Origin of the sequence: Paenibacillus profundus (assembly GCF_021369635.1) — a bacterium.
GTDB classification, from domain to species: Bacteria; Bacillota; Bacilli; order Paenibacillales; family Paenibacillaceae; genus Paenibacillus_B; species Paenibacillus_B profundus.
The window spans coordinates 76,670-97,696 of sequence record NZ_JAJNBZ010000004.1; the positions used below are offsets into that span (position 1 = coordinate 76,670).

A 21,027-nucleotide genomic window follows, 5' to 3' on the forward strand; every position below is an offset into this window, starting at 1 on the left:
TATATGAGTTGTATTTTCACAATGTCTTATATACAATATGATTGACATATTTAATGATTTATTTGTTATAGAGAAAACACACAGATGGATTGGAGAAGGAGAGAGCCGATATGGAACGTCTACCGCAAGCCGTGCTTCGCGTGATGGAAGAAGCGAAGGCAAAATTGGCAGGTAACCCGAAATTGATGCAGCTGTTCTTGAATTGCTTCCCGAACACCTTGCAAACAACGACCAAATTGCATGAGGACGGCACGTCCTATGTCTTTACCGGAGATATTCCGGCGATGTGGCTGCGTGATTCATGCGCTCAAGTGCGTCAGTACATGCCGCTTGCTAAAGACGATGCTGACGTTCGCCGCGTAATTGCTGGACTGGTACGCAAACAATTGAAGTACATTCAAATCGATCCGTATGCCAATGCTTTTAATGAAGAAGAAATTCCGCTTGACGAAATCCATCACCGCGACCAAACGAAATTGAATGGTTGGGTATGGGAACGCAAATACGAAATCGATTCCTTGTGCTATCCGTTACAGCTCAGCTATCTCTATTGGAAAGAGACTGGGGATACGTCGTTGTTCGACGGAGAATTCAAGACGGTCGCCTATATCATCATGGACTTGTGGACGGCTGAGCAGCGTCATTTCGAGCACTCTCCATACCGCTTCGAGCGTATGGATTGCCGCAAAACCGATACGTTGAAGAACAACGGCATGGGCATGCCGGTTAACTATACGGGAATGACCTGGTCTGCCTTCCGTCCAAGCGATGACGCGTGCACATTCGGTTATCTCGTGCCTTCCAACATGTTCGCAGTCGTTGTGCTGCGTTACTTGGAGGAAATCGCAGAAACGGTGTACCAAGATGCTCCGTTTGCCGCAAAAGCGCGTGCCTTGCACGAAGAAATTGAGGATGGCATTCAAAATTACGGCGTCTTCCACCACCCGAAATACGGCAAGATTTATGCATATGAAACAGACGGCTTCGGTAACTTTAACCTGATGGATGATGCGAACGTACCTAGCTTGCTCGCAATTCCGTATCTCGGGTATACGACGGCTGACGATCCAATCTATCAAAATACGCGCCGCTTTATTTTAAGCGAAGAGAACCCGTACTTCTATGCCGGCAAAAAAGCGAAGGGCATCGGCAGCCCGCATACGCCTGAACGCTACATCTGGCACATTGCGTTATCGATGCAAGGGTTAACGGCGAATTCCCAAGAAGAAATCGATTCGTTAATGACGTTGCTTGCGGAGACGGATGCCGATACAGGATATATGCACGAAGGTTTTAATGTCGACGATCCAGCGCTATTCACACGTGAATGGTTTGCATGGTCGAATAGCTTGTTCTCTGAACTGATTTATCGCGAACACTGGTTGAAAGCATAACATCTAGAGGAAGAGAGGGATTGAACATGACGAAAAAGACAGCCCACATTATCTCGCACACTCACTGGGACCGCGAATGGTACATGCCATATGAGTATCATCATGCGTTACTGATTGAATTGATGGATACATTGCTTGACACGTTGGAGCACGATCCAGGCTTCAAGAGCTTCCATTTGGACGGCCAGACGATTATGCTGGAGGACTATTTGCAAGTTCGCCCGGAAATGAAAGGCAAGCTGGAAAAGTATATCCATGAAGGCCGCATTCATATCGGTCCGTGGTACATTCTGCAGGACGAGTTCCTGACGAGCAGTGAAGCGAACGTGCGCAACCTGCAGATCGGGCATCGTGACTGCGCTCATTACGGCGGACACATTTCCAAGGTAGGCTATTTCCCGGATTCATTCGGCAATATGGGACAAGCTCCGCAAATGCTGAAGCAAGCCAAGATTGACGTGGCTGTATTCGGCCGCGGCGTGAAGCCGACTGGCTTCAACAACCAAGTGTCTGAGGATGCGGCTTATGAGTCTCCGTTCTCCGAAATGATCTGGCAATCCCCAGACGGATCGCGTGTCATCGGTATTTTGTTCGCGAACTGGTACTGCAACGGCATGGAAGTTCCTGTAGAAGAGAAGCAAGCAGTCGCTTATTGGGAAAAACATATTGAAAATGCAGAGAAATTCGCGTCGACGAACCATCTGCTGTTCATGAATGGTTGCGACCACCAGCCGATTCAGACTGATTTGTCCCAAGCGATCGAAGTGGCGAAGAAGCTGTTCCCGGACGTTGACTTCGTTCACTCTAACTTCAACGACTATGTAGATGAGCTGAAGCAAGAGTTGCCGGAGAACCTGCAGACGATTCAAGGCGAACTGCGCAGCCAACGTACGGACGGCTGGTATACACTCGTCAATACGGCTTCTTCCCGCGTCTATCTGAAGCAGATGAACGCCGAGAATCAGACGCTGCTGGAGAAAGTGGCAGAGCCGCTCGCTGCGTTTGCGCATCAAGCAGGCAAGCCTTATCCTCATCACCTGTTCGTGTATGCATGGAAGACACTGATGCAGAACCATCCGCACGACAGCATCTGCGGCTGCAGCGTGGACGAAGTGCACCGTGAGATGGTTACACGCTTCGAGAAGTCGAAGCATATGACAGAAATGATTATTAATGAAACGGTCGATAGCTTGCTTAAGCAAATCGATACGACTGTATATAGCGGCAAAGACATGGTACCGTTCACCGTGTTCAACACGGCGGGCTATGACCGCAGCGGTATCGTGGAAGTGAAGCTCGAGCTGTCGCGCCGTTATTTCCGCGAAGGGCATCCGACGAAATTGGCTGCGGAAATGAAGCAGGAGCCGATCGTTCCGGGCGCAGTCGTCGATGCGGACGGCAACGTGCTGGATTGCCAATGGGAAGATGCGGGCGTTACCTTCGGTTATGACTTGCCGAAGGACAAATTCCGTCAACCATACATGGCGCGTTCCATCAACGTGCGTTTGCAGGCGAAAGATATTCCGGCATTCGGATATCAGACGCTCGCATGGGTGCCAGGAGCTGCGAAAGAACAATCTGCAGGCCTTGTTACCGGCGAATTTACGTTGGAGAACGATCGTTTGAAAGCGGAAGTGGCCGAGGACGGATCGCTTACATTGACGGACAAAGAGACCGGACATATGTATGCGGGATTGAACGTGTATGAAGATGCGGGCGATATCGGCAACGAGTACATGTTCCGCATGCCGGAAGGCTCGAAGCCGTTGACGACGGCAGGACTGAAGGCAGAGCGCAATGTCGTCGAAAATACGCCGTTCCGTTCGGTTATCGAGGTCACGCATCATTGGAGCATTCCGGTTTCCGCCGACGAGACGCTGAAGCAAGAGCAGCTCGACATCGTCGACTTCCCGAGACGGAAGGCACAGCGTTCGACCGACATGGTGCCTTTTCGCATCGTAACGCGGTACACGCTGGATCGCGGGGCAAAGCGCGTGGACGTGCATGTGACAATGGACAACCAGTCCAAAGACCACCGCGTCAGAGCATTGTTCCCAAGCGGCTTCACAGCTGAAACGCACTTGGCGGAATCGATCTTCGAAGTGGCGCGCCGCAACAACGTGCCGGCACAAGAGTGGGAGAATCCGAGCAATGATCAGCACCAACACACGTTCGTCAGCGTTAGCGACGGCAAGCTAGGCTTGACGGTAGCGAACAAAGGCTTGTTCGAATACGAAGTGTCGCAAGACAATAAAAATACGATTGGCGTCACATTGCTCCGCTCTTCAGGCGAGTTGGGCGACTGGGGTTACTTCCCTACGCCGGAAGCGCAGTGCATTGGCACGCATACGGCGGAATATGCGATTATTCCGCATGCGGGTGATGCTGTAGCTGCGGGCGTGCATGCTGAAGCACATTCGTTCCAAGTACCTTGGATCGTTCGCCAAGTGGACGTTCACGAAGGACGTCTCCCAGCGAACCATGCATTCTTGGCATGGGAAGGCGAAGGCGTGGCTTTCTCCTCGATTAAGATGGCGGAAGAGTCAGGCGACATGGTCGGCCGTTGGTTCAACATCGCGCACGAAGGCAAGACATTGAACGTCCGTCTGCCAGAAGCGGCGACAGACTTCTACCGCAGCAACATCTTGGAGCACACGGGCGACAGCATTGCGTCCGCGAACAACCAAGACGTAACGATTCAGCTGGGCAGCGCGGAAATCTTCACGCTTGGCATAAAGAAATAAAAAGAAATCTATAAACGAAAAAGATGGTGGGGCAGAGACTATTTCTGCTTCACCATTTTGCGTTTTGTCGGCTGCGTCCCGCCCCGCCCAGACGTTGAGCGCAGAGCATACTTTAAAGCTTGTCCCGCACCCGCTGCTTTCAGCGCACGCAGAGCGATCGCGCACTCGCTGTTAGTAACGCACACAGAGCAACTCGCGTCCGCTGCTTGTATCGCCATACAGGGCAACTCAACTTTCTTGCGGAAACAAGCCCCATTGGAAAATATACAGTGGAATGTACGATTTAGGCGACTAAACGGCATGTAGACTGTATTTTGTGCAGTGGATCTGGCTGCTTTTCAGCTGTTGCTGCGGAAAGAGAGTCAAGCCACTGCATGAATTCCAATGAAACTTACCGTAAAGAGATAAACGCTGCCATTCCATTGTACGAAATCCAATGCAGCAAGTGGCAAGAGAGATTCATCTCGTCCTTCAGCTAAAACGGGAACTGTCCTTCAGGTCATTCAGATTCAGACCTTTTGGGACAGCCAGCCCCTTTCTTGTATTGTCCGTTTCATCCATTGCCTCACTCTCCCCTTCATTCAGAATGACAGCAACCCATTATCCCCCTGCAAATGAGTATCTTTCATAGGATGAGAGATGAACTGAAACATAAATGTTTGTTTTGAGCCAAGAAACATGATGTCGGGCATTGGTTCGATGACCCTTATAATCACTCTCCCATACAATCAGGTAGGATAGCGTCATAGGCACATCCCGTTTTGTATAAACACTGTGCCGTGAAGCGACCGCTCATGAAGGCACAGTTCACTTGGCAGCGGGCATTTAGCGTCGTCATAGGAGCGTACCGCCTTTCTGACGGAAGGGGAGAATGAGGCGAAGGTGAGGTTGAAGCAAATCTCCCTCCGTCTGAACGCGCCATAATGCTTGGAACATTTCGTAAATCATGAAGAGTCATCGGTGATTCACTTGGCAGCGTCATGCCTCGTCATCGTGAATACCGCCTCCTGATGGAAGGGGAGAACGAAGTAAAGGTGAGGATGAAACGAGTCCTCGCCTTTGCTTTATAAGCAGCAATCAGCGGAAGTTCCGTCCAAGCAGCCATACCGATTGCGCTAGCTGCTAGTGTCAATCGCAATGGCGAACGGTGTCCGTTCCGCCGCGGCTCGCGAGGCCGAACAAGACGGCGGCGAAGACGAATTTCAGTATCGTCGGCAGCGTCACATCGGGGAAGCAAGCAATATATTGCGAACGATGAGCGCCCCATATTGAGGTGGCGGCATAATCGCCGATATAGCTTACTATAAAGCAGGGGGATAACGCTTCCAGATGCAGTGCGCCGATTCGCGGTCATTTGCTTTCAACATCTTCATGTTGATAGAACTCCTCTCGGCTGGCTGTGTCACAACGAAAAAATAGACCCCTGTCGAAAAGGCGAAGGCTTCGCATTCCCGAATAGGGGTCAGTAGCCCGAAAGGGCGATGTATGGTCGAGCGTTATCGTCCCAATGGACGGCGTATGTCTTCGGATTTTATTGTAAATAAGTATTGATTGTATTTCAATTCCATTTTCACTAGTGAAATCTTTATGAAATGGAAGGGGGGCAAAGATGAATGCCGCTTATTTGACTTATACGCCGATAACGGTCAGTTCTTTCGGATAAGAGGTCAGCACTGTAACACCTGTCTCGGTGACAGCAACATCGTCTTCGATGCGCACGCCTGCCACCTGAGGAACGTAGATGCCCGGCTCAATCGTAAAGGTCATGCCCGATTGGAGGAGGTCATCGTTCTGGCTGTGTATGGACGGATACTCATGAACATCGATGCCGAGACCATGTCCGAGACGGTGTGTAAAGTATTGGCCGTAGCCCTTCTCTGTGATGACCTGACGGGCTGTCCGATCCAGGCTGCCGAACGTGACACCCGGCTTCACGGCTGCGATTGCTGTTTCGTTCGCGGCAAGCACTGTGTCATAAATCTCTTTACACGTCGCATTTACTTCACCGACGGCAAACGTGCGTGTTATATCGGAAGCATAGCCGTTCAAGTATACGCCCAGGTCGAACAGCAGCAGCTCGCCCTCTTGAATTTTGCGTGTACCCGGAATGCCGTGCGGCAGTGCGGCATTTTCTCCGGCAAGCACCATCGTGCTGAAGGAAGGGCCATCGGAACCGAGCTTTTTCATCAAGTATTCCAATTCCGCCACGACTTCGATTTCGGTCATGCCTGTTTTTACCTGGCTTACACATTGACGGAGCACGTCTTCGATGAGGTTTACTGCTTCCTTCATCTGCGCGAGCTCCTCTTCCGACTTGATAAGCCGCATGCTTTGCAGAATTGGGCCAGCATCCGCGTATCGCTGCGCCTGCACGGCATGGTCTAACGTTTCAAAACGCTGCAAGGACATATGATTTTTCTCGATGCCGAGAAGCGGAAGGCCATGCGGCAGATGCTGCTTCAGCACATCGTAGGGGTTATCTGTATCTGTGTGGGTTGCGATCCGCTTCACAGAGGAAGTGGAGGCCGCTTTATCTCCGTCGAGAGAAGGCACAATCAGTGCCGGTTCCTCATGCTGCGTTATGACGAGGCCAAGAAAGCGCTCATGCGGATCACAGGCAAACCCAGTCAAATAGTACACATGCTTCGGATCGGTAATGAGCAGTGCAGTAAGTGATTCCTTTTCCATTGACTTCATTAGTGAGTTCCACTTTTCGTTCATCTCGATTCATCCTTTCATACATATCTACTGTTAAATCGAAGATACCACGAACGGTTGGAAATTGCGAATGGACAAAACGGAAAAAAGGAGTATTATATATAATACAGACTGATTATTTTAATTGATTTTTACGCATTGTGTTTCAGTCTGTATTAATACGTTTATTTCATTAGTATATATTCGTTATGCAGTCTGAGCAGATAAAGTGGACATGGAAAGGGTGAACGACATGAACACATCGAAAGAACAACCACAACATCCAGTCGTAAGCCGCGGGGCAGACATCGTCGTCGAATGTCTCAAGCGGCAAGGCGTCTCTCACATATTTGGCATTCCGGGGGCTAAGGTAGACAGTGTGTTCGATGCACTAGTAGATCAAGGCCCTTCTTTGATTGTGTGCCGCCACGAACAGAATGCCGCGTTCATGGCTGCTGCAGTCGGCCGCCTAACAGGCAAGCCGGGCGTATGCCTCGTCACTTCGGGGCCGGGCGCTTCCAATCTGGCCACCGGGCTCGTTACCGCTACGGCAGAAGGGGACCCCGTCGTGGCCTTGAGCGGGGCGGTATCGCGTGCGGATCGGTTGAAGCGGACACACCAATCGATGGATAACGCGGCATTGTTCCAGCCGGTGACGAAATACAGCGTCGAAGTACAGCATCCAGACAATTTGCCCGAAGTGCTCACGAATGCATTCCGGGCAGCGACGTCGCCGCGCCCAGGTGCAGCGCTCGTCAGCTTGCCGCAGGACGTCATTACGAGTCCGGTCGAAGTGTCGGCTATCGGTCCGCTTCCTTCACCGAAGCTGGGGGCTGCTCCTTCCGAAGGGATTCGGGCAGCAGCCGAAGCACTGCGCGGAGCGAGCATTCCAGTCATTTTGCTCGGTATGAGAGCTAGCACACCGGAAGCGACCTATGCGATCCGTGAATTGATCTTACATACGAATTTACCGGTTGTAGAGACGTTCCAGGCGGCGGGGGCCATTTCGCGCGAGCTGGAAAGCCACTTTTTTGGACGGATCGGATTGTTCCGCAATCAGCCTGGTGACGATCTGCTGGCGCAAGCCGACGTCGTTCTGACGGTAGGCTATGACCCAGTCGAATATGATCCGAAGTTCTGGAATAGTGATGGCCTGCGCCACATTATTCATTTGGATGAGGTCCAAGCTGATATTGACCATGATTACCAACCAGACTTAGAGCTGCTCGGCAGCATTGAACGGACGATACAGGAATTAACGAAGCACTTGTCTGGCCTGCAGCGCACGCCGGAAGCTTCCAGACTGTGTGATTCCTTGCAAGCCAAGCTATTGGAAGCTTGTGAGCCTCCGGAGCATGTGCAGGAAGGATTGCTGCACCCGCTGCAAATTATACACGGCCTGCGCCGTGTGATTGATGATAAGGTGACGGTAACGTGCGACGTCGGCTCGCACTACATCTGGATGGCGCGCTACTTCCGCTCTTATGAGCCGCGCCGCCTGCTGTTCAGCAACGGGATGCAGACGCTCGGTGTCGCGCTGCCATGGGCGATAGCGGCAGCGCTGGTGCGCCCCGGCGAGAAGGTCGTCTCGGTATCGGGCGACGGAGGCTTCCTCTTTTCCGCCATGGAGCTGGAAACGGCTGTACGGCTGAAATTGCCTATTGTGCATCTCGTATGGAACGATGGCACGTACGACATGGTCGCCTTCCAGCAGCAGATGAAATACGGACGCACCGCCGGCGTGAACTTCGGTCAGCCGGATATGGTGCAGTTCGCCGAAAGCTATTGGGCACAGGGCTATCGTGTTACGGATCCGGATGACTTGGTGCCAACGCTGCAGCGGGCGCTAGCGGCGGAAGGGCCTGTCATCATCGATATTCCGGTCGATTACAGTGACAACATCGCCTTGGGCAATATGCTTTTGCCGGACCAATTCCATTAAAAAGCAAGGAGGGCATAATATCATGAAAGCCATATTACAACCAATGCAAGACCTACAAGACATAAAAAAACTGCAAGATTACGCAGCAAACAATAAGCCCCTTGCCGGCCATGCAGCGCGACGGGGTGATTTAGAGCCCGTCACCATCTTTCAGACGTCCACGATGAGCGCCTTGTTGGATGGTGTCTACGAAGGAAGCATGACGATGAAGGAATTGGCTCGGCACGGAGACTTCGGCCTTGGTACATTTGATGAGTTAGACGGGGAATTAATCGCGTTCGATGGGGAATTTTATCACCTTCGACATGATGGGAGCGTCAATTCGGTTCATGCGGAGGAAATGACGCCGTTCGCTTCGGTGACCTATTTTCAGCCGGAGACGACGTTCGCCATCGATCGCCCGTTGAACCGCATGGAGCTTGAAACGCTAATTGACAGCTTCCTCCCGAGTGAAAACTTATTCTATGCGCTGCGCATGGATGGACAATTCGAACAGGTGGTGACGCGTACGGTCACTAAGCAGAAGCGTCCGTACCCGACGTTGGTCGAAGCAACAAAATCCCAGCCGGTATTTACACTTAATCAAGTCGAGGGCACGATGGCCGGATTTAGAATGCCGGAATTCGCCCAAGGCTTGTCTGTAGCAGGCTACCATCTGCATTTTGTGGATGATAACCGCACAGGCGGCGGACATGTACTAGATTTTACGCTGCTTAGCGGAACGATCCAGATTGGCAAGCCAGCGGAGCTGCATCTTCATTTTCCGGAAACATCGGGTTTTATGAACGCTGATCTAACAGGCCGCGATGTGGCGGGTGAGATCGAGCTTGCAGAAGGCGGGACTTCCCGGTAAATTTCCGTTATTCATTTCTATTGAACCGTCTTGCCTTTTCAAAATGGAGAGTGCAGGCGGGTTAACTTCGCCAAGAAGGTCTGAATGGGAGAGCATGGAGCCCGTTTGGACCTTTTTTTATCGCAACATGGCTTGGTATATCGGTCCTTAGCAACGATCTCCCAAAGAGACAGGGAGTATAGGAAATAGATATGGATGTGGAAATGCACGTGGAAATAAGTGTGGAACTGGATGCGGAAATAGAAATGGATAACGTTTAACGTGGATAACGCAGGTTGGTCCTCATCTATATGAAGTCTTTTCTGATTCAAGGGGAGAATGAGCATAAGAGGATGAACATGAGGGAGATGGGCCACCAAGCTCTCACCTCCCCCAAGTTCGAACACTTCATTATGGAACTTTAAAAAAACAGGCCAATCTGCAGCATCTTGTCACAATTGTCCTCGATACCACTGTGTATACCCGAGCTTCCACGACAGGTAATAGCATAGCGTGATCCCGCCGAGCAGCAGTGCTAATAAGAGCCAATCCTTCCAAGTGACGCGCAGCTCCGTGTAGTAGGTGCGATCGCGCCGTCCGCTGAAGCCTTTGGAAATCATAGCAGCTGCCACACGTTCTGACTTGCGGATTGCGGAGGCAAGCAGCGGAATGGCATATCGCTTCCAAGCGCGCAGCTTGTTCTTCCAGCCCCGTTCGCGTTCGACGCCGCGCATGCGGTGGGCGTGCTGAAGAATGCGCAGCTCTTCCTTGAAGAACGGAAGGAAGCGATAGCCAGCCAGTATGCCGTACGCCCATTTCGGAGACAGCTTGCATTGCTGCATCAGGCTCAGCATGAAGCGGACAGGGTCGGTCGTCAGTATGAAAATTAGCGACAGCGCGGAGAAAATTAGCACTCTCAGGCCTAGAGATAAGGCTTGATGGAAGGTTGCTTCTATCACAATGAACGAGCCCCACTGCCAGAGCACAGCACTTGCAGCGGGATCGGCTGAACGCGGAAATAGAAGTGCCGTCCAGACGTAACCAAAGCCCATGATAAGAAAGGGAGCAAAGCCCAATAGCCATTTGCGCCAAGGTACCCGCCCCAATCCGAAGGTGAACAGGATGGTAAAGGCGAGCGCCAAGAGTGGCGTTACCGGATCAAAGGTGAGTGACAACAGAATGACGGCAAGAATGATCGCCAGTCCCTTGATGCTCGGATTCCAATCCCGCAGCATCATCTCCGTTCACCGCCTTCCGCAAGTTGAGTGCGGAGCCGCCCGGCTACCGAATAATTCATCGGCATTCGCAGATGATTGGCCTCCAACAGAGAAGCATGTTCCGTCCATAAGGAGGCCGGAGATCCATCATAGCGAATCTGTCCCTCGGACAAGACGATGACACGGTCGGCATACGCTTCAACCCATTCCATATCATGCGTAATCATAAGAACAGCCGAACCGGCTTGCACCCGTGAATGGAGCATGTCCATCAGCTGCTTCGAGGCGTAGGCGTCTTGGCCGTATGTTGGCTCGTCGCACATGAGCAGCTGCTGGCTGTCGGTCAGGACAGCTGCTACGCTGAGACGCCGTTTTTGCCCTTGGCTCAGCGCGAACGGATTGGCATCCGCTATTTTAGTCAGGCGGAAGCGTGTCAACGTGTCGGTGACCTGGCTTTGAACATCCTCTTCGCTGATGCCTTGCCGCCGCAGGCCGAACGCAAGCTCGTCGCGCACCGTATCTGCAATGAACTGATGCTCCGGATTTTGAAACACGTACCCGATGAACGCTCTCAGCTCCCGTTCAGCGTAACGATGAAGGTGAATGCCCTGCAACAGGATGTTCCCCTCATCTGGCTGAGTTAGCCCGGACAGAAGCGAGGCGAGCGTGGATTTTCCAGCCCCGTTCGGCCCGACAAGCGCCACCCATTCTCCGGCGCGCAGCGTAAGAGAGACACCATCGATGACGGCGCGCCCTTTTCGGCGAAATACGAGTTCGTGCGCTTGAAGGAAGACGCGGTCTTCGGTATATGACCGCTTCGTCTTCAGTGGTGTTAATAGGCTTAGCGCCGTCGCTTGAGCGTCGCGGGGAAGGGATGACAGCTTGGCAAGCAGCTGCTGCTCCGTCAGTGGCGGATCGTCTGCGTCTTCAGCGATGTCGGCAAAATCCCTTGAGGACACGTCAGTTGCCTTTCCGACCATCGACAAATCCTCCGCTAACGCCTGCTGCAGCTCAAGCGCGCGAGGGAGCCAAATGCCATGCGCCTTGGCCTCGGCAACGTGATGCTTGAAATATGGAGCGGGCAGTCCGTCGTAGACGATTGTTCCGTCCGCATCCATGACGAGCAGGCGATTCGCTATGCCAATCCAATCATCGAGCTGGTGCTCGATAATAAGCAATGTAAGACCTTCCTTGAGCGCGAGCTCAGTCACGAGATTGGCGAACTGGCGTCTCGCATACGGATCGAGATTCGACGTCGGTTCGTCCAGCACGAGCATCCGCGTGCGAAGAGCCAGTGCGCAGGCGAGGGCCAGCTTCTGTTTCATTCCTCCGGACAACTCGTGGATGAATGCATGGCGCCAATCGTTCAAACCTACTTTATCAAGCACTTCGCGTATGATATGGTCCATGTCCGCGCGAGGGCAATTCCAATTTTCGAGACAGAAGGCGATTTCCTCTTCCACCCGCAGCATGCAGAACTGACTTTCGAAATCTTGAAAAACGATGCCGATGAGCTGTGCGATGTCTCCCGATTCATAGTCTGCCAGCGGCTTGCCGTATATGCTCACGCGCCCCTCCACGTGGCTGTCGATTGCATAGGGATACAGTCCAGTAAGACAGAAGGCGAGCGAGCTTTTGCCGCATCCGCTCGGACCGAGCAGCAGCACGGTCTCGCCATCGTGAACTGCAGCGTCGATATTGGCAAGAACGGGCGCGTCGTGCTCTTCGAAAGCGAGAGCCAGCCCTTCCGCCATAATTGCTTTCCTGCTGTCGTGCTGATCGTCCCCTGCTGGAACGGAAGCCGAATGACTGCGGCCTGTTGCAAGAAGCTGCCCAGCCGTCATCTTACTTGCGCTCCTTCGCTATCGGGAAGCTTCGCAGGACGCCGGTCTTCGCCAATGCATCCGCGATCCATTTGCCGAGAAGGCCTGAGATGAGTGCTCCGCTAATGCAGCGCACCACGAGCATGGCAATGACGAGACCGAGGGAGTAGGCCCCGAACCCGCTGCGAAAATAACCCCAAATAAAGCTGAATACGGCGGAACCGACGCCGGCAACCATAAGGACCTTTGTCGAATAGCTGCGGTAGCGCGAAGCGGCAAACACGGCTTCCGCTCCCAAGCCTTGAATGAGGGCGGACACGATCAATATCGGCCCTACGGCGTTGCCGATGAGAACTTCCACGACACCAGCAACGGTCTCCGAGATGACTGCTGCCCCGGGTTTGCGAATAATATAGGCGGCGATAATCGATACGATAAACCAAATGCCGAATATAACTTCGTATCCCATCGGGCCCATGAAGCCAACAAGCACATTGCCCACTTGCAAAAAAAGCAAATAAATAACTGCGAATACGACGGATAAAGAGCTAAGCACGATAATATCGCGTAATTTCCATTGGTTGTTCATGTACAGTTCCTCTTTTCACCACGATTTATCTCGATGCATAAGTATTGCGCGCGTCTAAGAGCGCTCTTTCTTCGATGGGCTGTTGGCGGAAATTGTCGCCGTCATAACGACATGTGAAGCGTCGGAGGCTTGCGCTTTTACAAATGCATGCTCCAATGTAGTGAATACCCGCTGCGCGTCTCCGTCCAGACGGCTCGCATAGTGGGCGCTTCCGCCGAAGGTGCCTTCTTCCTTCGCTAACGCGACAATATCGTAAATCGTATCCATGTAGCTCGCAGAACCGAGTGGATAGAGTGAGAATTGGGAAGCGACCTCGATCTGGATGGCTTGGCTATGTCCGGCATTCAGACGGATGTCGTCTGCGCTCAAATACACATCCCCTTCAGAATCTCCCGGACAGCCAATCGAAAAAGTCGCATTCAGCACGACATGTTCCCCACTAGCCGCACTATGCAAAAATATCGACTGGACAACGTCAAAGACATGCTCTGTCCGTCCGCGCACGCATGTGCTGACATCATCGGTTTTGGACCAGACTTTGGACATATTCGTTTCCTGTAAGGCCCCGATAATAATGTCGGTGAACCGATCGCTCATCGGATAGATCGAGAACCGGCAGCCGACAATGCGGCTTGATCCGCAAGATGCAGTATTCATAATAAACTCCTCTCTTGTTGCGGTTATATTTTGGCTAGCAGAACGACAAAAAAACTGCACCATGAGTAAGTGCAGTTTCGATTTGAGATAACGTCTAGTCTCCATACGTGATGAAGCCACAGTCTATATCTATCAGTCGACTACACTTCCCCACGCTAGTATTATCTAGTTCGGGTTATAAGGGTTAACAGCGTTGCCGCTGCCTCTCAGCCTGTTCAAGCACCCCTAGTGTTTCGAAATTACTATGCAGTTGTTCATATGCATTGCCGCTTCCATTATACAACGGACGGCTGGAATGTAAAGGGATAATTAAGCGCCGTGAAGCAATTATCGGATCCGGGCTACGGTAAAGTCTCCCGCTAACGAACCCAGCTCCGCGCCCAGTGCGGGCGATGTCACAGAGCCGCGCGCGTCCAACATGTAGCGGAATTCATAAAATCCGCCAAGCGTCGCTTTGAAGTTGGTTTCCCAATAGTTAGTCATCAGCCATGCGTATGTTTCCGGCTTGGCGTCTTGCAGCTGCTGCGTATGAACAAGACGGCGGCCGTAGTCGAGCGGGCCGAGCTGTACGAGCGGCGTGTCTGGCGTGCCGAGGAGCAATGTCCGGGACTGTGCTTCATTGACCCACGCCAGCCCTTCTTGAATGCACATGTAATCCAGCAAGGTGCCAGGCAGTTGGTCGATCCAAGGCCGCACGACGGCGCCCGCCTTCTCAACGTACAGTGTGTCCTGTGTGGCATCGCCATTGGTGAACGGAAGCGCGACATAGACGTTCTCTGGCAGCCAGACGCTGTCTTTGTGCAGACGAACGGATACGTCAACGCGGTTCATCGTCGCGTACACCTTCAAGAAGAGGGCGTAATAGCTCATGCCTGGCACTTCATACAATAGCTCGACCGTGGCGTAGAGCGGTCCGTTCTCCAACGGCCGGACACGGATGAGACGTCCGGCAGAACGCTCAACATGCAGACCCTTGCGGTTGCGGCCCATGCGGCTGCGCACCGACCAGACCTGACTCTGATTCGTGGCGTCTGCAGCTGGCGTCACCTCATAGATTGGGGTGAAAGCGCCGTATGCACGGTTTTGATGAAGCAGATCCGCTCCTGTCTCCTTGTTCCGCCATAACACGATGCCGCTGTCCTCTCTCCACTCGATACGGATGAAGGGCGATTCGACACTGTGCTGCGAGATGATGACTGGATCGTGCGCGGATGAATCCTCCAACAGATCTTCCATATCATACACGCGATCGCTGCCGACCAGCTTCGTGCTGGAAGTCATATAACCGGCTGCCAGGCCTGTGCCGTCCTGCGGACGGATGAGAAGCGTGCACTCAGCGCCTGCAGCCAACTGCACCTCGACGATGACTGCCTGAGGATGTGGGAGCTGGTGCGGCATGACTTGGCCGGTGGCTTCATTCACCACTTCCAACCCATTCTGGAATAAGGCGGGCTCCCAGCCGTCTATCGACAACGTGACGAGCTTATTCGCCGGCGCTGGTTCCGTATTGACGACGCGGTAGCGGAATGGACGCTCCGGATACAGCGTGGAAGCGCCTTGAGCTAAGAGTGTCTTATCCAGCGCCCGGTGAGCCAAGCGGCTCGCTTCCGCAGCATAGGCCTGCTTGCGCACTTCGAGCAGCTGCACGTTCGGATGCCACGGCTCGGCGATGGAAGAATGATAGCCCCATGTATGCTCGGCGTACATGACGAGCGCTTGCTCCGCCGCGGCAATTTCGTCGGCCGTCACGGTCTGTCCATCCGGATCAAGCCGCTTCACTTGGCGCAGCGTTCGTTGCGAATCACGGAACAGCTGGGTATGCATCGCCGTCGAGCCGACGCCGTCCGACCACCAATCCGGCCAGTCGCCGCGGTATACCGGAATCGCGTTGACATCCTCCTGCTTAAGGCGGGCAAAGAAGCCGCTCAGCGTTGTCATTTCGATGCGAATCGTATCCCCGTATTGCTCGTTCCATTTGCGGATGAATTCCATAATGCGGCCGTTCGGTGCTGCGTTATCCGTGCCTAAGCCAGACAGCATGACGGGAACGAAATCGTATGGATAACGCTCTTCTTCCAGCTTGCACACGTAGCGATGCAGGCGGATGCGCGCAATGTCGTCATGGTGCGCATCAATAAGCTGATTGTCGAACTCGTCCTGAATCATATATTTGCCGAGCGCATTCGGGCACAGCCCGAGCTCGTTGCCGAACATATAATGCTCGCCGTTCCAGACGAGAAGCCGTGCTCCGCTTGGCGCTTCCCACCAAAATGGTGTCTGCTTGCGGCCGAGCGCGAACATGCCATGATGGGTATGAATGCAGCTGAATAAGTGCTTGATGCCGTTGGATAGCAAGCTATCGGCATAACCCCAGCCATACCCGTTAATGTCGGCGGTCATGGCAGAATCAATCGTATGGCCAATCGATCTGGCGTAAGCTTGCGCCTTGCCGTGTATGCTGCGCAGCAGATCGTAATCCGGCAGCTCCGTCATGTTCAAATAGGTGCCGGACAGCTCGATGTCACCACTTATGACCGCAGCGGCGAATTGCTGGCGCTCCTCATCGGATGCGCTTTCAAGGAAACGCTCGACTGCCCAGAACGTTTCGCATGTCCATTTGAAGCCCTGCCATTCCGGCTGTGCTCCGTCCTTGGCTTGGCGTACAATGTTCAACGCTTGGCGGATGAAGTCGACATGATATTGCTCGATCCGCTCCTGCCGCTCGGTATAGCCGATATCCGTATGTGAATGGTGGATGGCATAAATGGTCCAAGTCCGCTTCGGAGCGGGTGTCTCGGCAAGAGAAATACATTGTTCCAAGTTCAAGTTCATCGTGAATCACTCCTCTAATGGGTATAGGAGGTCAGGGGAGGTGTGATCATGCTTGCCCCGGACTTCACTGGGTCTACTAGCCAAGACGGGCGTGCCGTCTGGCCTGAAGGAAATCGTTAATCGTATGGAAAGGCACATGTGCTCTTTGAAACAGGGCATCGATACCCAAATACGTATATTCCATCACTTGATTGTTCGTCTGCAGCTCGCATTCGCATGGCTGCAGCAGCGCGTTCAGTTCTGCGGCGAACAAATCGGCACTCTTAGCAATTTGTCCGCCCAGAATAAGCCGGTGCGGGCGGAAGCCGTGAATATAAGGCGACAGCATCTCAGCAAAGCGTGTTCCGAACTCGCGGAAGACATGCAATGAAGCGGCATCTCCGCCGCGGGCTGCTTCCGCCAAGTCGCACACATCCTGATCGGGGCGGCGCGCATCCAAGAGCTCAGCGAGCTCCAGTATGCCGCGGCGGCCGAATTGCTCGTCCACGAGGCGGCCACGATACGCTTCGGCATAGAGCATGCCGCTGTCTGGCACACCGCTGCGGCCCGCAACGGGACGACCGGCCTCGATGAAGGCCGAGCCGAGCCCAGTGCCGAGCGTCAAGCAGAGGAGACGCTCGTGCGGGTGCAGGCGGCTTAGTCCAAGTGCGAACAGCGTCGCGTCGTTCTCGAAGCGAACGTCGGCGTTGGCCAGAGGGGCCGCCCATGCTTCGCCGGACGCCGCTCGGCGGGAGAACTCGGCGCGGAGCGCGTCGCGTACGTTGACGCCATAGAGGCGGTCGTACTTGCCCAGGCCCTGCAGGCGCGACACGCCCGCTTCGTAGTCGAACGGCCCGGGGAAGGCGAAGCCGATGCGCATCGGCGCCTCAGGCCGAGCCGGGCCTGCGGCCGCGTAAGCGCCAAGCAGCTCGCGACAGGCGTCGGCGAAGCCCGCCACGATGCTGGCGGCGTCGCCCTCCGAACGCGACGGCCACTGGCCGCTCACGTTCGGCACGAGGCGCCCGCCTGCGACGACGGCCGCCTTCAGCGCCGTGCCGCCGGCGTCCAGCGCCAGCGTCACCGCTTGCGGCGCTATCGCTGAGCCGCAGTGCGCAGCCGAGGATGGGCCGCGCATCGCTCAGGCCTCCTCGCCTGTGCGCCAGCCGTGCGGCAGCAGCGGCGTCGACCAGTTGGACGCCACGCCCGCCTTCACGAGCTTGCACGGAGTGCCGCCGGCGTTCTCGAGGCGGTAGCGGCCGACGCTGGCCGGCACAATATACGCTTCCGCGTAGCCGAATTCCACGGCCTTCGCTTCGTTATCCAACGGCACGAGGCGTACGCGCTCGCCCTCGACGAGATTGTACATGACGAACTCGCCCTTCGTATCGTCTTCCCAGCGGTCGAAGAGATGAACCTGCTTGACGCAGAACAGCAGATCGTCATGTTGTCCGAGCAAATACTCTTGGTTGGCGCCTTGCTCACCGAGCAGCTGCGGCTCGGACATCAGATGGCGCTTGACCCAATCCGTATTTTTGTCGAAGTCGACATTATGCTCGGCATGCTCAATGCTAATCGGGCGCGGTTTGCCGTCTAAGTCCTTGCGCAAATAGTCGTATATTTTGAACGTAAACCACCACGTCGTGGAGGATACCTCAAGCACGAGGTTGCCTTCGCCAGAGCAGTGAACCGTTCCAGGAGGAATGAGGAACAAATCGCCTTTTTTGGCATCGAACTCATTCACATAATCCGTGAACGGCATCGGCACACCCGTCTCCTGAGCTTCACGAACGGCACCGAAGAAGCTGTCCGGAGTGCTGCGGCCGGTCAGGCCGAGATACACTTTAGCGCCATCCTTCAGCTCCATAATGTAGTAGGATTCTTGCTGTGTCATATGCTCGTTAAAGTTCACTTCTACATATTCCTGCTTCGGATGGACCTGACACGACAGGTTGCTGCCGTCAATCGTGTCCAAATAGTCGAAGCGGACCGGGAAATAGTCGCCGAACAGCGCAACCGGCCGTTCTCCCATTACGCGGTTATATTCATAGGTCATTAGCAGCGTGAAAGGCACCTCGATCATGCGGCCTTCATACTGGATCAGCATTGAATTTTCCGGTGCGATCGGCTCGAAGCTCCATGCGCAGTTCACCCAGTCCTGCGGCAGGTCGCACAGCTCCTTCAAATACTGGCCGCCCCACACGCCCGGCGCAAAAAACGGCTTAACTCGCAGCGGCTGTGCGGCAACTTGCTCCAGCATGCGGCGCAAGCCGGCTGTCGTCGTAACGACGGGCTCCTTCGGCTTGTTCATGTCTACATAATAGTCAAAGCGCTCCAAGTTCCGCTTCCGATAGGTCTCCCAGACCGGCCATTCGAGGAACAGGCAGATTTTATATGTTTCCACATGATCCCGATTCCATGACATGCCAAGGTTGCACAGGTTTTTGCGGTGCTCAAGCTGCTGATACTCACGGGATACGTCGAAGAAGAAGGACAAGTGAACGTTTGGTTGAACGATCCATAGCGCCCCTGGGCCGAACAGCAGGATGATCTGCTTGCGAGAAGCGTCAGAGCGGTGCGAATGCACCGCAGAATCGGCTTCCACAGCGGCTGCGAAGCGTTCTTTCGCATCGGTCATAAAGTAATCGCCAACGTCCGCATCCGACGCCATATAGCCAAAAGCGCGGTTGTCGGTAATATAGCGGTGGAATTGGCGGCGCAGCGTGTCGCCGCTGTGCATCAAGCTCGTGGTGCTGTAGACGTGAGCGGACACCTGTTCTCTATCTAGGCGCTCGACAATGCGCGCAATTACAAATCGCATATTTGCGCCATGCGTGCTGTCTAAGGCAACGACTAGCTTATCTTGATTCGAATTATTTAAGGCGGACATAATCGCTTCCGCTATCGGTTCTGTACCATGCTCAAGTCCTTGCGGCATCCACGCCAACGGACGGTCGCCTTCACAGGATACGGACGAATGAATCACATTATGCGGGTATTTGTTGAACATGAAGCAAGCCCTCCATTCTATCGCAGGTCATTGCGTAGGGAGAGGTAATCGCTCTCCGGTTCGCTTATGCCCCCATTGTAATGAAAGAAGGGAAGGCTGTATTTGGACAAGGAAGCTCCTTTTTTGTACAAAACGGACATGGATTCCGTTTAGGTGCGAGGTGTGGCTTTCAGGCGGGAACGCCCTTCGGCAAATTGCGAGCGCCGAAAACGGGCGGGGGATACACCCAGCTTGCGGGTGAACACTCTTGTGAAATAATGAACAGATTCAAAGCCGCACCGCTCGGCGATATCTTTAATCGCGGCGTTGGATCGGAGCAGCATCTCCTTCGCTGACTGAATTCGGCGCTCTTGCACGTAATGCACGAACGTTTGACCGCTTTCCTGAACGAATAAGCGCGAGAGATGCCGCGGGGAAATATGCAAATGCTGAGCAACGATCTCTAACGACAGCGGACCGCTCAAGTTATCTTCCAAATAAAGCTGCGCCCGGTGGAATAAGTCGTTGACCGGACGCGCCGTTTCTTCTGCACCGAACGAGGTCGGCAGCTGATTCGGATCCGGCGTGAACAGCGGCAGCATGGAATAGAGCAATGCATGCGAGGCCGCTTGCAGGACAGGGGGCGGGTAGATCGCCTGCCCGGCGTCGAACATGCCAAGCAGCGCCTCCCATAACTTTGCCATCGGGGACGCAGAGGCATCCGGCATGATAGGCAAGGCGTGAGCGGCCATATGCTGGAACGCCTGGGCGTAATCATCCTCCGTATGCTCCTCATCCATATCGAAGGCAACGAAGCATAATGTCAGCCCTTGATCGCTGCGAATCTGGTGCCAGATGCCAGGGCGGGAACAGAAGGCGGTTCCGGGGGCTAGCGGGTATTCTTGTCCGTCATCGGTGTACTCGCCCTCGCCATTTAGCACATAGCACACTTCTAAGAAGGAGTGGCGATGCACAGTATTATTATAATGCTGCGGCATAAAGCCCCAATAATGCACGCGAAAGGCGATGGGACCATTGCGGAGCATGGTGGCATGCACATTGAGCGCCGTGTTTGCTTTTTTGAAAACGGAATGGTTCATCATCATGCTTCCTTACCGGGATCAAGGGTGGTTTGCACATTGGACTGTTCGACATCGGAAATGAGGGAGCGGAGATCCTGCTCCATCCCAATGCCCGCCACCATTAAGCCCATAGCTATAAAAGATACGATGGCACGAAGACGGATAAATCCTTTGCGCGGTTGTTTTTTCATCGTTGTCTCCTTTCGGCGCCACCTATATTATGAGGAAACATTTGGAACTGTCTCTTTAGTGT

At 53.9% G+C, this 21,027-nt stretch carries 16 protein-coding genes and 1 riboswitch; of the genes, 5 read left to right on the forward strand and 11 right to left on the reverse strand.

Features of this window, described 5'->3' with window-relative positions:
* Positions 1–110: 110 nt before the first annotated feature.
* Complete coding sequence (locus LQV63_RS07655) at positions 111–1,394, forward strand: glycoside hydrolase family 125 protein (protein WP_019420960.1); 1,284 nt, start codon at positions 111–113, stop codon at positions 1,392–1,394.
* A 26-nt stretch (positions 1,395–1,420) separates the two neighbouring features.
* A complete protein-coding gene (locus LQV63_RS07660; RefSeq protein ID WP_233696259.1) occupies positions 1,421–4,138 on the forward strand; it encodes an alpha-mannosidase in 2,718 nt (905 codons plus the stop codon).
* A 38-nt stretch (positions 4,139–4,176) separates the two neighbouring features.
* Here the strand turns inward: LQV63_RS07660 and LQV63_RS07665 are convergent, their stop codons facing one another.
* Positions 4,177–4,356: a hypothetical protein gene (locus LQV63_RS07665; protein WP_233696260.1), complete on the reverse strand. Its 180-nt coding sequence runs from the start codon at positions 4,354–4,356 to the stop codon at positions 4,177–4,179.
* A gap of 919 nt (positions 4,357–5,275) precedes the next feature.
* On the opposite strand from LQV63_RS07665, the gene LQV63_RS31340 reads away from it, so the two are divergent.
* Entirely contained in the window at positions 5,276–5,410 is a 135-nt protein-coding gene (locus LQV63_RS31340; RefSeq protein WP_267933944.1) for a hypothetical protein, read from the forward strand.
* A gap of 357 nt (positions 5,411–5,767) precedes the next feature.
* On the opposite strand, the gene LQV63_RS07670 is transcribed toward LQV63_RS31340, so the two are convergent.
* Positions 5,768–6,859: a M24 family metallopeptidase gene (locus tag LQV63_RS07670; protein WP_233696261.1), complete on the reverse strand. Its 1,092-nt coding sequence runs from the start codon at positions 6,857–6,859 to the stop codon at positions 5,768–5,770.
* 229 nt (positions 6,860–7,088) lie between these two features.
* Here LQV63_RS07670 and alsS point away from each other — a divergent pair, with 229 nt between their 5' ends.
* Both alsS and budA read left to right on the forward strand, forming a co-directional pair.
* The gene (gene alsS, locus LQV63_RS07675; RefSeq protein WP_233696262.1) at positions 7,089–8,777 is read left to right on the forward strand and encodes an acetolactate synthase AlsS; all 1,689 of its coding nucleotides are present in this window, start codon (positions 7,089–7,091) and stop codon (positions 8,775–8,777) included.
* Positions 8,778–8,799: 22 nt separating this feature from the next.
* On the forward strand, positions 8,800–9,630 hold the full coding sequence (budA, locus tag LQV63_RS07680; protein ID WP_267933945.1) for an acetolactate decarboxylase: 831 nt from the start codon (positions 8,800–8,802) through the stop codon (positions 9,628–9,630).
* Positions 9,631–10,061: 431 nt separating this feature from the next.
* On the opposite strand, the gene LQV63_RS07685 is transcribed toward budA, so the two are convergent.
* From LQV63_RS07685 to LQV63_RS07725, 9 genes are all read right to left on the reverse strand, one after another.
* Positions 10,062–10,847 (reverse strand): energy-coupling factor transporter transmembrane component T family protein, encoded by a 786-nt coding sequence (locus LQV63_RS07685; RefSeq protein WP_233696263.1) that lies wholly within the window; start codon positions 10,845–10,847, stop codon positions 10,062–10,064.
* Complete coding sequence (locus LQV63_RS07690) at positions 10,844–12,670, reverse strand: ABC transporter ATP-binding protein (protein WP_233696264.1); 1,827 nt, start codon at positions 12,668–12,670, stop codon at positions 10,844–10,846. The genes LQV63_RS07685 and LQV63_RS07690 overlap by 4 nt, the downstream gene beginning before the upstream one ends.
* A gap of 1 nt (position 12,671) precedes the next feature.
* Positions 12,672–13,238, reverse strand: coding sequence for an ECF transporter S component (locus LQV63_RS07695; RefSeq protein WP_019420950.1), 567 nt, complete (start codon positions 13,236–13,238; stop codon positions 12,672–12,674).
* A gap of 54 nt (positions 13,239–13,292) precedes the next feature.
* On the reverse strand, positions 13,293–13,895 hold the full coding sequence (locus LQV63_RS07700; RefSeq protein WP_233696265.1) for a Ykof family thiamine-binding protein: 603 nt from the start codon (positions 13,893–13,895) through the stop codon (positions 13,293–13,295).
* A 130-nt stretch (positions 13,896–14,025) separates the two neighbouring features.
* Positions 14,026–14,132: riboswitch (TPP riboswitch) on the reverse strand.
* 90 nt (positions 14,133–14,222) lie between these two features.
* The gene (locus tag LQV63_RS07705; RefSeq protein ID WP_233696266.1) at positions 14,223–16,727 is read right to left on the reverse strand and encodes a glycoside hydrolase family 38 N-terminal domain-containing protein; all 2,505 of its coding nucleotides are present in this window, start codon (positions 16,725–16,727) and stop codon (positions 14,223–14,225) included.
* 76 nt (positions 16,728–16,803) lie between these two features.
* On the reverse strand, positions 16,804–17,841 hold the full coding sequence (locus LQV63_RS07710; protein ID WP_233696267.1) for an ROK family protein: 1,038 nt from the start codon (positions 17,839–17,841) through the stop codon (positions 16,804–16,806).
* A gap of 3 nt (positions 17,842–17,844) precedes the next feature.
* Positions 17,845–19,713, reverse strand: coding sequence for a class I mannose-6-phosphate isomerase (locus LQV63_RS07715; protein ID WP_233696268.1), 1,869 nt, complete (start codon positions 19,711–19,713; stop codon positions 17,845–17,847).
* A 149-nt stretch (positions 19,714–19,862) separates the two neighbouring features.
* The gene (locus LQV63_RS07720) at positions 19,863–20,792 is read right to left on the reverse strand and encodes an AraC family transcriptional regulator (RefSeq protein WP_233696269.1); all 930 of its coding nucleotides are present in this window, start codon (positions 20,790–20,792) and stop codon (positions 19,863–19,865) included.
* A 2-nt stretch (positions 20,793–20,794) separates the two neighbouring features.
* On the reverse strand, positions 20,795–20,965 hold the full coding sequence (locus LQV63_RS07725) for a hypothetical protein (protein WP_019420944.1): 171 nt from the start codon (positions 20,963–20,965) through the stop codon (positions 20,795–20,797).
* Positions 20,966–21,027: the final 62 nt, after the last annotated feature.

Excerpts from the sequence above, each read along its gene's own strand:
- LQV63_RS07655 (WP_019420960.1), top strand. The coding sequence starts at position 111 with ATGGAACGTCTACCGCAAGCCGTGCTTCGCGTGATGGAAGAAGCGAAG.
- LQV63_RS07660 (WP_233696259.1), top strand. The coding sequence starts at position 1,421 with ATGACGAAAAAGACAGCCCACATTATCTCGCACACTCACTGGGACCGC.
- LQV63_RS07665 (WP_233696260.1), bottom strand. The coding sequence starts at position 4,356 with ATGGCGATACAAGCAGCGGACGCGAGTTGCTCTGTGTGCGTTACTAAC.
- LQV63_RS31340 (WP_267933944.1), top strand. The coding sequence starts at position 5,276 with ATGGCGAACGGTGTCCGTTCCGCCGCGGCTCGCGAGGCCGAACAAGAC.
- LQV63_RS07670 (WP_233696261.1), bottom strand. The coding sequence starts at position 6,859 with ATGAACGAAAAGTGGAACTCACTAATGAAGTCAATGGAAAAGGAATCA.
- alsS (WP_233696262.1), top strand. The coding sequence starts at position 7,089 with ATGAACACATCGAAAGAACAACCACAACATCCAGTCGTAAGCCGCGGG.
- budA (WP_267933945.1), top strand. The coding sequence starts at position 8,800 with ATGAAAGCCATATTACAACCAATGCAAGACCTACAAGACATAAAAAAA.
- LQV63_RS07685 (WP_233696263.1), bottom strand. The coding sequence starts at position 10,847 with ATGATGCTGCGGGATTGGAATCCGAGCATCAAGGGACTGGCGATCATT.
- LQV63_RS07690 (WP_233696264.1), bottom strand. The coding sequence starts at position 12,670 with ATGACGGCTGGGCAGCTTCTTGCAACAGGCCGCAGTCATTCGGCTTCC.
- LQV63_RS07695 (WP_019420950.1), bottom strand. The coding sequence starts at position 13,238 with ATGAACAACCAATGGAAATTACGCGATATTATCGTGCTTAGCTCTTTA.
- LQV63_RS07700 (WP_233696265.1), bottom strand. The coding sequence starts at position 13,895 with ATGAATACTGCATCTTGCGGATCAAGCCGCATTGTCGGCTGCCGGTTC.
- LQV63_RS07705 (WP_233696266.1), bottom strand. The coding sequence starts at position 16,727 with ATGAACTTGAACTTGGAACAATGTATTTCTCTTGCCGAGACACCCGCT.
- LQV63_RS07710 (WP_233696267.1), bottom strand. The coding sequence starts at position 17,841 with ATGCGCGGCCCATCCTCGGCTGCGCACTGCGGCTCAGCGATAGCGCCG.
- LQV63_RS07715 (WP_233696268.1), bottom strand. The coding sequence starts at position 19,713 with ATGTTCAACAAATACCCGCATAATGTGATTCATTCGTCCGTATCCTGT.
- LQV63_RS07720 (WP_233696269.1), bottom strand. The coding sequence starts at position 20,792 with ATGAACCATTCCGTTTTCAAAAAAGCAAACACGGCGCTCAATGTGCAT.
- LQV63_RS07725 (WP_019420944.1), bottom strand. The coding sequence starts at position 20,965 with ATGAAAAAACAACCGCGCAAAGGATTTATCCGTCTTCGTGCCATCGTA.